This window comes from Nonomuraea sp. NPDC050643 (assembly GCF_040654715.1).
GTDB lineage: Bacteria > Actinomycetota > Actinomycetes > Streptosporangiales > Streptosporangiaceae > Nonomuraea.
In genome coordinates, this window is the sequence record NZ_JBFAIM010000033.1 from 96,765 (window position 1) to 108,607 (window position 11,843).

The 11,843-nt window shown below is 70.7% G+C and carries 13 protein-coding genes; 3 read left to right on the forward strand and 10 right to left on the reverse strand.

The window, feature by feature from the left end; all coding sequences use genetic code 11:
* Window positions 1-58 precede the first annotated feature (58 nt).
* Window positions 59-388, reverse strand: a complete 330-nt coding sequence (locus AB0I15_RS36235; protein ID WP_358105773.1) for a hypothetical protein — start codon at window positions 386-388, stop codon at window positions 59-61.
* 235 nt (window positions 389-623) lie between these two features.
* On the opposite strand from AB0I15_RS36235, the gene AB0I15_RS36240 reads away from it, so the two are divergent.
* Window positions 624-1,529 (forward strand): CPBP family intramembrane glutamic endopeptidase, encoded by a 906-nt coding sequence (locus AB0I15_RS36240; protein WP_358105776.1) that lies wholly within the window; start codon window positions 624-626, stop codon window positions 1,527-1,529.
* Between the two features lie 56 nt (window positions 1,530-1,585).
* Window positions 1,586-4,867, forward strand: coding sequence for a BTAD domain-containing putative transcriptional regulator (locus tag AB0I15_RS36245; RefSeq protein ID WP_358105779.1), 3,282 nt, complete (start codon window positions 1,586-1,588; stop codon window positions 4,865-4,867).
* A 79-nt stretch (window positions 4,868-4,946) separates the two neighbouring features.
* Here AB0I15_RS36245 and AB0I15_RS36250 read toward each other — a convergent pair whose 3' ends face one another.
* The 8 genes from AB0I15_RS36250 to AB0I15_RS36285 form a co-directional block, all read right to left on the reverse strand.
* The gene (locus AB0I15_RS36250) at window positions 4,947-5,255 is read right to left on the reverse strand and encodes a hypothetical protein (RefSeq protein WP_358105782.1); all 309 of its coding nucleotides are present in this window, start codon (window positions 5,253-5,255) and stop codon (window positions 4,947-4,949) included.
* 183 nt (window positions 5,256-5,438) lie between these two features.
* Window positions 5,439-5,951 (reverse strand): SRPBCC domain-containing protein, encoded by a 513-nt coding sequence (locus AB0I15_RS36255; RefSeq protein ID WP_358105785.1) that lies wholly within the window; start codon window positions 5,949-5,951, stop codon window positions 5,439-5,441.
* Entirely contained in the window at window positions 5,948-6,250 is a 303-nt protein-coding gene (locus AB0I15_RS36260) for a metalloregulator ArsR/SmtB family transcription factor (RefSeq protein WP_358105788.1), read from the reverse strand. Before AB0I15_RS36260 ends, AB0I15_RS36255 begins: the two co-directional genes overlap by 4 nt.
* A gap of 116 nt (window positions 6,251-6,366) precedes the next feature.
* Window positions 6,367-7,059, reverse strand: coding sequence for a hypothetical protein (locus tag AB0I15_RS36265; RefSeq protein ID WP_358105791.1), 693 nt, complete (start codon window positions 7,057-7,059; stop codon window positions 6,367-6,369).
* Between the two features lie 164 nt (window positions 7,060-7,223).
* Window positions 7,224-8,456: a hypothetical protein gene (locus AB0I15_RS36270; protein ID WP_358105794.1), complete on the reverse strand. Its 1,233-nt coding sequence runs from the start codon at window positions 8,454-8,456 to the stop codon at window positions 7,224-7,226.
* A complete protein-coding gene (locus AB0I15_RS36275; protein WP_358105797.1) occupies window positions 8,453-8,947 on the reverse strand; it encodes a SigE family RNA polymerase sigma factor in 495 nt (164 codons plus the stop codon). Before AB0I15_RS36275 ends, AB0I15_RS36270 begins: the two co-directional genes overlap by 4 nt.
* Window positions 8,948-9,054: 107 nt before the next feature.
* Window positions 9,055-9,534, reverse strand: a complete 480-nt coding sequence (locus AB0I15_RS36280; protein WP_358105800.1) for a nitroreductase/quinone reductase family protein — start codon at window positions 9,532-9,534, stop codon at window positions 9,055-9,057.
* 30 nt (window positions 9,535-9,564) lie between these two features.
* Window positions 9,565-10,017 (reverse strand): PPOX class F420-dependent oxidoreductase, encoded by a 453-nt coding sequence (locus AB0I15_RS36285; protein WP_358105803.1) that lies wholly within the window; start codon window positions 10,015-10,017, stop codon window positions 9,565-9,567.
* Between the two features lie 65 nt (window positions 10,018-10,082).
* Between AB0I15_RS36285 and AB0I15_RS36290 the strand changes: the two genes are divergently transcribed.
* On the forward strand, window positions 10,083-10,562 hold the full coding sequence (locus AB0I15_RS36290; protein WP_358105806.1) for a MarR family transcriptional regulator: 480 nt from the start codon (window positions 10,083-10,085) through the stop codon (window positions 10,560-10,562).
* A gap of 24 nt (window positions 10,563-10,586) precedes the next feature.
* Here the strand turns inward: AB0I15_RS36290 and AB0I15_RS36295 are convergent, their stop codons facing one another.
* Window positions 10,587-11,837 (reverse strand): FAD-dependent oxidoreductase, encoded by a 1,251-nt coding sequence (locus tag AB0I15_RS36295; RefSeq protein ID WP_358105809.1) that lies wholly within the window; start codon window positions 11,835-11,837, stop codon window positions 10,587-10,589.
* Window positions 11,838-11,843: the final 6 nt, after the last annotated feature.

Sequence of the window (11,843 nt, forward strand, 5' to 3'; positions counted from 1 at the left end):
TCCCAGGCGGATGCTCCGACCCGGCGGTGCGCCGGATCGGAGCATCTTCGGGCGTCGGTCACCGCGTTTCGATGCCGGGGTTGAAGCCTCTCCGTGCGTTCGACGGGCATATGGCGATGCTGTTGCCGGGCGGGGACGTGATGCCCAGCCAGTTGCCGTACACGTCCCGGTCCGACGACCAGGGGATGTCACACCGCAGTTTGGCCCGGAACTGTCCGGTGCCCGCCCTGCACTGGGCGTAGCTCGACAGGGAGGTGTTGTAGAAGTCGAAGCTGCAGTTCGTGGGCGCGGCCTGCGCGGGACTCGATCCCAGCAGGACGGACGCGGTGGCGGCCGTGGTGAGGAGGACGGCCAGTTGCCCGAGCTTGCGTTGACGATGGAAACCCACTGCTTCTTCCTTTCGGGCGATGTCGCGCCGAGGGATTCATTTCAGTTCATGCGATTGACGTAACCGTAAACTGACAGGCAGAGGTACGTCAACTGGCATCACTGAGAATGAGGAGTTCAGTTATCTGAGTTGATAGCGACCGGCTCCCGGCGGGCGGACTACAGCAGGCTGTAGTGCCGACCGGGTCGCCCGCCCCATCGTCCGCGGGCCGGGGTGAGACCTACCGTTCGTGGTCATGACCACACGAACGCTCCTCCACCCCACCGTGCCATGGTTCAAGACGACGACGTTCCTCGCCATCACCTTCGGCGCCATCTGGGCGGCCGGAGCCGTCGTCTGGTTCGGCGGCGGCGACGTACAAGGGGACGCCGCCGCGCCCATCCTCATGATCGCGATGTTCACGCCGACGCTGGGAGTGCTCCTCACGGCGATGGTGACGGGAGAGCTGCGCCGTCCGCGCGACCTGCTGAGGGAGACGGGCGTCCTGCCGTCGCGGCCGCTGCCGCGGGTGGCCGGCCACACCGCGCTCGGCCTGCTCCTCGCACCGCTGCTGGCAGTCGCCGCGCTGGGCGTCAGCTCGGTCGCCGGCGGCTACGCCTTCCACGAGCCCCTGCCGGTCGGGAGCCTGGCGGGCATGCTGGCCTCCCAGCTCCTGATCTTCCCGCTCGGGATGGTGCTGACGTTCGGCGAGGAGTTCGGGTGGAGCTACCTGCTGCCGAAGCTGCTCCCGCTCGGGCTCTGGCGTGGCCTGCTGATCAGCGGGGTGATCTGGGGACTGTTCCACGCCCCGTTCACGCTGCAGGGTTACCACTATCCCGGCCTGCCGGGCGGCCTCGCCGTACTCGCCTTCACGATCGCGTCGGTGCTGCTCGGCGCCCTGCTGGGCTGGCTGCGCCTGGCCGCCGGGAGCATCTGGCCGGCGGTCGTCGCGCACAGCGCGGCGAACCTGATCGCCTCCGCGATCCCCGCGGTCCTCGGCAGGCCCGTGGGCACCGTCGACGCCGCCTTCCACACCTCGCTCTCCGGCTGGCCGGGCTGGGTCGTGATGGCCGCCGTCCTCGCCGTGCTCGTCGTGACGGGACGGTTCAGGAAACTCGCGGTCCAGGGAGCCGGCGCGGACGTTCAGGCGTTATCTCGTTGAAGGCGGAGGAGCAGCGGGCCATGAGGCACAATCCCTCCATGATGGCAGGAGCGGACTTGTCACACAGCGAGCCGCAAGACGATGAGGAACGCCGTTCGACCCGGTTCGGGATCCTGGGCCCGCTGGAGGTGGTGCGCTCGGCCCGGCGGATTCCGGTCCCGGCGCCCAAGCAGCAGATCGCACTGGCCACCCTGCTGCTGCACGCCAATCGCTACGTCTCCAACGACCAGCTCATCGGCTACATGTGGCACGGCAGCGCCCCCAACGACGTACGGGCGACGCTGCACACGCACATCGCCCGCCTGCGCCACGTGCTGGGCGACGGCCGCGACGGCGAGCAACTGATCCACACCCGGCAGCACGGATACCTCATCCAGGTCGGCACGGCCGAGCTCGACCTCACCCGGTTCCGCGACCTCGTACACCGTGCCGAGCGGGCCGCACGGGCGGCCGACACCGCCGAGGCCCCGCTGCTCCTCGAGGCGCTGACCCTGTGGCGGGGACCCGCCCTGGCCGACATCCCCTCGGAGGCGCTGCAGCACGATCACCTCAGCCGGCTCGGCGAAGAACGTTTCCAGGCCCTGGAGCGCTGGCTCGAACTCGCCCTGCAGAGCGGTCAGCACGAACGGGTCGTCGCCGAGCTGACCACCGTCACCGCCGAGCACCCCCTGCGCGAACGGCTGTGGGCCCAGTTGATGCTCGCCCTCTACCGCTGCGGCCGCCAGGCCGAAGCCCTGCGGGCCTACCGCACCGTCGCCTCCTTGCTGAGAGAAGAACTGGGCATCGACCCCGGTGACGAACTACGCCAGTTACACCAGTCGATCCTGCGCGCCGACCCCGCGCTCCACCTCACCCCGCCACAGCCCGCCGCCCAGCAACCGGAACCGGTCGGCCTGCGCCCGCGCCAGTTGCCCACCGACATGGCCGCCTTCATCGGCCGCGCCGGCCAGCTCCAGGCTCTCGACCGCCTGCTGAAGCCGGCCGACAACCCCCTGGCGACCCAGCCCGTCAGGGTCGCCGCGATCACCGGCACGGCCGGCGTCGGCAAGACCGCCCTGGTCGTGCACTGGGCTCACCACGCCCACCAGCACTTCCCCGATGGGCAGCTCTACGTCGACCTGCGCGGCTTCGGGCCAGGCCAGCCCATGGACCCCGCCGCCGCGCTGGAGACACTGCTCCTCGGGCTGAACATCCCGGTCGAACGCATCCCGACCGATCTCCACGCCCGCTCGGCCCTGCTGCGCAGCGCACTCGCGGAGCGTCGCGTGCTGCTGGTCCTGGACAACGCGCGGGACACGGCCCAGGTGCGCCCCCTCCTGCCCGGCTCCGACTGCGTCGTCCTGATCACCAGCCGCGACCAGCTCCGCTCACTGTCCGTCCACGGCGACATCTCGTACGTGCCCCTCGGCGTCCTGTCCGCGCAGGAATCCACGGCCCTGCTCACCTCCATCGTCGGCACCGACCGCGCGCGGGCCGAACCGGAGGCCACCACCGAGCTCACCCGCCTGTGCGCCCACCTCCCCCTGGCGCTGCGGATCGCCGCCGCCAACCTGACCCTCGACCACTACCAGAGCATCGCCGACTACGTCGCCGAACTACGGGCGGGCAACCCGCTCACCACGCTGCGGATCGACAGCGACGGGGAGAGCGCCATCCGCGCCACCCTGGATCTCTCCTACGCCACCCTGCCGGGGACGGCGCAGGCGGTGTTCCAGTTGCTCGGTCTCGTACCCGGACCGGACTTCACCCCCGAGGCCACCGCCGCCTTGGGCGGATGCACGCTGGACGAGGCCAGACGCGAGCTCGACCGGCTGGCCGGCGCGCACCTGATCCACCGCTACGCGCCCGGCCGCTACCGGTTCCACGACCTGCTGCGCCTGTACGCCGCCGAACGCGCCCGCGAGGAGGAGAACCCCGAAGAGCTGGTGAGGGCGAGGCAGCGGCTGTACGGCTGGTATCTGCTGAGTGTCCGCGCCGCCGTCAGCCGCATCGATCCCGTCTGGTCCATGCTGCCGCCGCCCACGGACCCTCCCGAGGTGACAGCGGCCACGTTCGACGACCCCGCGGCGGCGGCGCGGTGGCTGGCCACCGAGCACGCCAACCTCGTCGCCGCGATCCACCAGGCGGTCTCGTCGGGCCCCCGGCCGGCCGTGTGGCTGCTCTTCGACGCGATGCGCGGCCATTTCTGGAAGACCAGGCGCATGAGCGACTGGCTGTCCTGCGCGGAAGCGGCCGTGGCCGTGGCAGGCGACGAGGGCGACGCCATGGCGATGGCCGCGGCTCTCCGGAGCTCGGCGGCCGCCCATTCACATCAGGACCCGTACGAGGCCATCTCCCTGTACCTTCAGGCCCTCTCGTACGCCGACGAGGCCGAATGGTGGGAGGGCAAGACCACCGTCCTGTCCAGCCTCGCCAACACCTACTGGCGTCTCGGACGGCTGGACGAGGCGGCCCGCTGCCTGGAGGAGGGCATGCGGCTCGACCAGCAGACCGGCCTGACGGCGCTGCGGGCCACCAAGCACATCAACCTCGCGGTGGTGATCACCCAGTTGGGCCGCCTGGACTCGGCGTTCGACCACCTCATCACGGCCCTGCGCCTGAAGCCGGACCACAGCGGCGCCACCTACGTCAACCTCGGCGAGGTCTGCCACCTGCTGGGGCGCTTCGAGGAGGCGCTGCGGCACCTCGCTGAAGGGGGGTCCCGCATGGAGAAGAGCGGAAACCATGCCGGTGAGCCCTATTACCTTCTCGTCCTCACCGATCTCCACTGCGACCTGGGCCGCTACGACGAGGCGCTGGACTTCGGCGGCCGGGCGCTGACGAGCAGCCGCGACATCGAGGACCGCCACGCCGAGGCGCTGGCGCTCAGCACTCTGGGCCGAGTCCACCAGGCGACCGGCCGGCGGGAGCAGGCCCGGGAACACCATCACCGGGCCGTGGAACTGGCCGGCGCCGACAACCTCTTCCCCCGGGCCATCGGCCTGATCGGGCTGGCCGGCACGGCTGACGACCATGCCGCGGCGGTGTCCTTCGCCGAGCAGGCCCTCCAGATCAGCCGTGATCGATCCTTCCGGATCCTGGAAGGTCTCGCGCTGACCTCCCTCGCCGACCTCGCCCTCGCGGCCGGGGCCCACGCCCAGGCGGTACGGCACGCGGGCCTCGCCCTGCGGAACCACCGTGACACCGGCCATCGCCTGGGAGAAGCCCGGACCCTGCGGATACTCGGCAACGCCGTACCGGGGGCCGCGTACCGGAAGCAGGCCGCAGAGCTGTTCGACGAGATCGGCAGCGCCGAAGCGTCGAACCCGCCGGCGCTCGGCCCGTACCGGCGATCGTGACGACGCCGGTGATCCGCGCGCCGTGGAAGGTGTCGCCTGGCGTACGCGTCGCACCCCGAGGGTGCGACGCGTACGCGGGTCACCAGGGCGCCGAGAAGCTGTGACGGGCGCCGACGTACTCATCCGACCCCGGCAGGACCACCACGGACCAACCCCGGCACCAGGCATCCTCGTAGACGGTGATCGGAGCATCGGTCTTGTTGGCCACCCGCACGAAGCCGGTGTCCACACGGGAGCACCCGGCCCGGGGGTCGTTGATCACGAACGCCCTCTGCGCGGCGTCACGCAGAACCAGTTGCCCCGTCGCGGCCTGCGCCGGAGCGGCGATCGCGCTCACCAGCCCGGCGGCCGCGGCCGCCACCACCAAACCTGTCCTGATCTTCGTCATCCGTCTCCTCCTTCTCGAACCGACCAGCACCGACCGTGCCATCAACAATCTGCACGAACGGCCCCTCGCCGGCCTGTCCGCCCGCTGTCGTCCGACGGCGCGGGCGGACTCCCGCGTGAGCCGCGGCGGCACGGCTCGGCGGGCCGAGACGCGGGCGGTGCCCGCAGGAGAAGCGGCAGGAGGTCAGGCGTCGTCTCCGCGCAGGACCGCCGCGAAGCGCCGGCCCGGTGCGGGGTCGACGCCGAAGCGTTCGGCGTAGCGTTCGTGAACGTCCGCCCACCCCTCGTGCGCGTCCTGCTCGGACAGGGACCGGCCGGCGAGATGCGGCTCGAGCCGGGAGAAGTAGGCCTCCCAGCCGGCGGCGGTCTGCGCCGAGAGGCCGCGGTCGTCGATGACGTGGGTGAAGACCAGGCGGCAGCCGTCCCCGTGGACGGACAGATCGAAGCTGTAGGACTGGCCGGCGTGGGTCCAGGCCAGGCGATGGGGTGGATCGACCTCGGTCACCTCGCCGGTCGCGCCGCCGGCCTCGAAGGTCTCGCCGGCCGCCGGGGTCCAGTCGGCGGCCGCGGGAAACCAGCGCTCGAGTTCGGCCGGCACGCTGACCGCGCGCCACACGCGCTCGATCGGAAAGGCCAGCGTGCGCTCGAAGCGCAGCGCCGGGCGGCCGTCGATGGTCTCCAGGGTTCCGTGGATCATGGGTTCTCCTCCAGATGGCGTTCCAGGGCGTCGAGACGGCCCGACCAGAACGCGCGATAGGGCTCCAGCCACCGGTCGACCTCGGCGAGAGGTTCCGGGCGCAGCGCGTACACCCGCTGCTTGCCCTCCGTGCGGACCACGACGAGTCCGGCCTCGCGCAGGACCTTGAGGTGCTTGGACACGCCGGGCTGGCTGAGATCAAGGCGTTCCACCAGTTCTCCGGCGGGCCGCTCGCCGTCACGCAGCAGATCGAGTATCTGCCTGCGGTGCGGCTCGGCCAGGGCTGCGTAGGCGCTCACGTGGTCATATTGCCAGATGGAAATATGAACCCGCAACCCGGGGCCGGGTCACCCTCGCCCGAACGCGCTTCCAGGCCCGCCGATCCACGCGGCGGGCCGGGCGTCGAGCGCGGCGATCAGGAGGCCGATACCGAGAAGCTGTTGGTGACGAAGTCCATGCCGCCGCTGGAGGAGGTGATCTCATAACCGAACTGCACGTCGCCGAGCGTCACGTCGCCCATCCAGCCGTTCGTCCGCAACCAGTTGAGCACCGCCTTGATGTCCACGGTGCCGGAGTTGGCGTTGCCGGTCCTGACGAACGAGAAGACCTGGTTGGCGCCGTTGCTGCCACGGTAGATGTCCCAGCCGTGGCCACCCACCGAGGCGCTGGTCTGGCGGGAGCCGAGGGGCCCGACGGCGCCGCGCTTGTTCATCCAGAGCATGATCTCGTACGCGTGGCCGGTGTCCCAGATGTCGTACGCCGTCGCGTACGAGCCGCCGCCCGGCACGGTGACGCTGAACCGGCTGGTGACGCTGCCGAGGGCGCTGATGCGCCTGCCGACGTACCTGGTGGCGTTCGGGTACGACTTCACCCCGCCGGTGTTGGGATGGTCGGCCCACACACCCCAGTTGCTGTAGGTGTTGGCCCAGATGGTCTGCGGGCCGGCGCCACTCCCCCAGATGTTGTTGTAGAGCGTGTAGCCGCCGTTGGTCCAGGTGCCCCATTGGGCGCTGGAGGACCAGGTGGCGGCGAGCGCCGCCGGGGCGAAGAAGCCCAGAACGATCGCCAGTACGGTGCTGGGCACGGCTGTTCGCACGGTTCTGCGCATGGTCAACCCTTCTGTCGGACGGTTCATGCACTGGTCGACCGGCCCTCGATACCCAGATTAGTTTGACTAGCATCCAAATTAATCAAGGCGAGTGGGACACACTTTGCGCCTGTTGACTCCTTCGGTCAAGCCGTCGTGAAAGTTTCGGAGGCGGCGCGCGGCGATCACTTGATCGCGGCCAGGTTCACGACCACCTGCTTGCCGTCGCGCTCGTACGTGAAGAGCCCCGTCGACCGGTAGTCGAGGCTCGCGCTGCCGGGCCCTCCCCGCTCGTCCGGACGCAGACCGAGGTCCCCGGCCCGCCCGGTGGTCAGGTCGTACAGGACCTGGCCGCCCTGCCGGCCCCGCTCGCCCGCCTGGGACAGCGCGAGGAAGCGATCGAGCGCGGGAATCCGGCTGAAGTTCGTGTTCGCGTCGCCCGGCACCGGGCGTTCACCGGTGCCGTCGCGGCGCGTCGCGGTCCTGTCCCACAGGCACCAGGTGACGTGGCACGTGGAGCCGCGCCGCACCTTCGCCCCGATCACCTGACCGGTCTGCAGGTTGGCCAGCGTGCCGAAGGCGACCTTGTTGAACTGCCCGGACGACGCGGCCGGGCTGCCCGCCCAGGGCCAGGTCAGCAGCGTGTGCCCGGTGGAGCCCGGCACCGTTTCGACCTTTCCGCCCGTGAGCGGCACCTGGCGGAGGCCGCCCTTGCCCCACCGTGACCAGACCGCCTTGTCCCCCACGATCTGCATGTCGATCCCGCCGAAGCGGGGCACGCCCTCGAACGAGGTGACCTTGTACCGCGCCCCTCCCGAGGCGGGCGCCGCCCAGATGTCCACGATGCGCTTGCGGTCCTGCTTGCGTACCGTCCACCAGGCCAGCCGGCCGCCCCCGGCCGAGATGAACGAGGCCGTGACGACGGTCTTGGGCGGTGGCGTGATCTGGACGAGCCGCCGCGCCGTACGCGAGGTGAGATCGTACGCCCACAGCCCGTCGAGTCTGTCCGCGTGGCCGTCCTCCAGCGTCGTGGCCAGCACGGTGTCGTCGTCCAGAAAGAGCTCCGGACGGAACGCCCGCCCGTTGGGCAGCTTTTTCGGGATGACGTGCACGGCGCCGGGCCACACCTTCTCGATGGGCGGATAGCTCTTGTCCGCCGGCCGGTAGCGCGGTCGCCCGGTGGGCTCAGGGCTCGGGTCGGTGGCGGCGGGGGGCTCGGCGGTCAGCGCGTCGACGGCGAGCGGGACACTGGCGGACAGGACGACGACGACGCCGGCCGCGTACAGCGCCACGAACCGCCGCCGGCGCACCCGATGCCCCTCCTCGATGCGCGCCCGCAGGTCACCGCGGGGACCGGGGGCGTGCCCGGCGGCCCGCGCGAACTCCGAGGCCAGGGACCTCTCCAGATCAGTGCTCACGTGGCGTACCCCATGTTCTCGGCGATGGTGGGCAGGTCATCGCGGAGCTTGTCCAGGGCGCGGGACGCCTGGCTGCGCACCGTGCCCCGGGAGACGCCCAGGGCTTCGGCGATCTCCGCGTCCGTGAGCTGCTCGTAGTAGCGCAGCACCAGGACCGCGCGCTGGCGGCGCGGTAACTCCGCCAGCGCGTCCCAGAGGGGGGAGCCCTCGTAGAGGGAGTCCACGTAGGAACCGTCGGGCGGCTCGGCGGTGATGTGCTCCCGCCTGCGTCTTCGCCAGGTGTTGATGTGCAGCCGCGTCATCGTCGTCCGGACGTAGCTCTCCGGGTCGCGTTTCAGGCGTACCCGCTCCCATGTGCCGCGCAGCCGGACGAGAGCGTCCTGGACCAGGTCGGCGGCGTCGTGCGGATTGCCGGTCAGCACGTAGCCGTACCGCAGCAACGCCTCGGCCCGATCAGCCACGAATCGTTCGAACAGCGTGTCGTCCCGCACATCTGCACCCTTCTGCCGTCCCGACTAAGACGGAGGAAGGGGGCCAAGTGTTGCACGACGAGCATCTCGTCGCCGGCGACGGTGTCCAGGTGGGGTTCCGTCCTTCTTCATGGCCGGGGAGGGTCCTGGTCGGGGCGGGGTGTCAGGCGGATGATCGGAAGTTGCCGGTCGGTCTTCTCCTGGTACTGCGCGAACCTGGGCGCCGCTTCGATGATCTTCAGCCAGGCGTCGGCGCGCTCCACCCCGTGGAGCTGCTCGGCGACCACGGCCACGGTGCGGCCGTCGACCTCGATGCGGACCCGGTCGGGGTGGGCGGCGAGGTTGTGATACCAGGACGGGTTGCCGACCGCCCCGGCCGCCGAGGCCACGATCAGCCGGCTGCCGCCCTCACCGGGGAACCAGCCCACAGGGGTGGTGCGCTCCAGCCCGCTCTTGGCCCCGACGGTGGTCAGGATCAGGGCGTTGAAGCCCATCATCGGCCCGCCCTTGCGGCGGATCCGCCACGCGGCCAGTTTGTTGACCCAGCGGAACAGCCGTCCGGCCGGCTGCCGGGCGCCGCGGGTTCCGACAGGGGTGTCGAAGCTCATGAGATCTCCAAAGGGTACGTGGGCGAGGGGTCAGACGAAGTCGCGGCCGCGGACCTTGAGCGACTTGGCGTCGCCGTCCGGGTCGTTGATGTTGAAGCTGATGACGCGCCGCGGATGAATGCGGATGATCGCCCCGTCGAGCCCCGGAGGGGCGGCGTCCGCGTACGCCGAGTCGGCGGGTTCGGCGATCGCCTCGCCGTAGCCGCGGATCTCCAGCATCCGCGGCCGCCACGGCTGGACGGAGGCCAGGTCGTCGATGACGAAGGCGGCCCGCCCGTTGGCGACGACGTTGCGGAACTTCCGGCTCTTCGCCATCCCGTGCCCGGCGATGTCGATCGTTCCGGTGCCGCCGTTGTAGCGGAACCCGACCGGGCTGACCTGGAGGGTGCCGTTCGGGTGCGAGGTCGCGAGCCGCCCGAGGACTTGACTCGACATGTACGTCAGCTCGGCGTCGGTGAACGACATGGGTATCCTCTCGACCATGCAAGGAAAGTTAATCAAGCATACTGTACGCTACATTAACTATATTCTCCGTGTACGGTAAAGGGGTGAACAACACGGGGCGGGAGACCGCGCTGGAGACGCGGGACGTCGGGGCGGACGGCGCCCACATCGACGCGGCCACCGGGCTGGTCCGGCTCAGCGGCCTGATCCAGATGGCTTATCAGCGCGTGTCGGAGCGCCATGATCTGACCCCCGTCCAGGCAAGGCTCCTGTGCGTGCTGCTCGGCGGCCCCCGGGGCATGGCGGAGCTGGCCGGCTGCTTCGGGGTGGAGAAGGCCGCGCTCACCGGGCTGATGAACCGGGCCGAACGGCGTGGCCTGGCCCTGCGGTCGTCCGTGCCCGGGGACCGGCGGGCCATCCAGGTGACGCTGACCGACGAAGGCCGCCGCGCCGCGATCGCGTTCCACACCGAGATGCGGACGGAGATGGACCGTCTCCTCACCCCGCTGGCCGACGAGGACCGCGAGCACTTCCGCCGCACGATGGCCGAGATCATCGCCGGGTGCGGCCCCAGCCACTGCTGACCCATGGGATCCGGCTCGTCCGGGTCAGGACGAGGGCACGGTGACGCTCTCCAGGGGGATCGGCGCGAACATCGGCGGCTCCTGCGCTGGAAACAAGGCCGTCGGTCCGTAGATCCAGTCGATGAAGGCGTAGTCGTAGGGGTCGCGAGCCCGGAGGAGAACGTTGCGCCGCAGCCGTGGCAGGCCGTCGAGGTGCCACAGGTCTCCCCACTCGCGGGCCGTCGACAGCACCCGCCGGCAGTGCTCGGCGCGGACCGTCTCGTAGGCCGCGAGGGCGCCGCGCCACCCGATCGAGCCGTCCGTACGCCGGTGCGCCGCGACGTGCCTGGCGAGCACCCAGCCGTCCTCGATGGCCATGATCGCGCCCTGGGCCATGTACTGCAGCGGAGGATGGGCCGCGTCACCGAGCAGGGCGATGTTCCCGGCGACCCAGGTCATGATCGGGTCGCGGTCGAACATCCGCCACCATCGCTCACGCGACATGAGCGGGATGCCGGATCGGACCTCGGTGCAGGTGTCGCCGAAGGCGTCGTCGAGCTCGTCGGGGGTCCCCCAGTCCGCTTCGCCCGCCCGGGCCTTGGGCGACTCGAAGACGGCGACCTGGTTGAGCAGCTCGCCGCCCCGCAGCGCGTACCGGACGAAGTGGCAGCGCGGGCCGATGTGGAGGGAGATCTCGCCGGGGTCGACGTCGCGGCCGGTCACCTGCTCGGGGGTGACCACGGCGCGGTAGGCGACGTAGGCCGAGCTGACCGGCTTGTCGTCGGCGAGGAGCCGGCGGGAGACCGAGTGCAGGCCATCCGCCGCGATGACGACCCGGGCCTCGCCGGTACGGCCGTCCTCCAGCAGCACACGCGCCCCCTCCGGGGTGTCGTCGTATCCGACGGCCCGCGCGCGGGTGACGAGGTCGACGCCCACGCGGCGGCAGGCCCGCAGGAACATGCCGTGCAGGTCGCTGCGGTGAATCACCATGTAGGGGAAGCCGTAGCGGCGTTCCAGGTCGGCCAGGTCCAGGCGCGTCAGCTCGCCGCCGTCGACGGCGTCGCGCATCACCATGCGTGCCGGCAGGACGCCGAGGCTCTTGGCCTCGTCGAGCAGCCCGTAGTCGTGCAGGATCCGGGTGCAGTTGGGGGCGATCTGGATGCCGGCGCCGACCTCGCCGAACTCCCGCGCCTGCTCCAGCACGCGCACCCGCAGGCCCTCTCGGGCCAGGGCGAACGCCGCGCTCAGGCCGCCGATGCCGCCCCCGACGACGAGGACGTCCGCCGGTCCGTTCATGGGGCG

Bases quoted from the DNA above. Each gene is read 5' to 3' on its own strand.
- AB0I15_RS36255 (WP_358105785.1), bottom strand. From the start codon at position 5,951: ATGATCCACGGAACCCTGGAGACCATCGACGGCCGCCCGGCGCTGCGC.
- AB0I15_RS36285 (WP_358105803.1), bottom strand. From the start codon at position 10,017: ATGGTCGAGAGGATACCCATGTCGTTCACCGACGCCGAGCTGACGTAC.
- AB0I15_RS36295 (WP_358105809.1), bottom strand. From the start codon at position 11,837: ATGAACGGACCGGCGGACGTCCTCGTCGTCGGGGGCGGCATCGGCGGC.
- AB0I15_RS36265 (WP_358105791.1), bottom strand. From the start codon at position 7,059: ATGCGCAGAACCGTGCGAACAGCCGTGCCCAGCACCGTACTGGCGATC.
- AB0I15_RS36250 (WP_358105782.1), bottom strand. From the start codon at position 5,255: ATGACGAAGATCAGGACAGGTTTGGTGGTGGCGGCCGCGGCCGCCGGG.
- AB0I15_RS36280 (WP_358105800.1), bottom strand. From the start codon at position 9,534: ATGAGCTTCGACACCCCTGTCGGAACCCGCGGCGCCCGGCAGCCGGCC.
- AB0I15_RS36240 (WP_358105776.1), top strand. From the start codon at position 624: ATGACCACACGAACGCTCCTCCACCCCACCGTGCCATGGTTCAAGACG.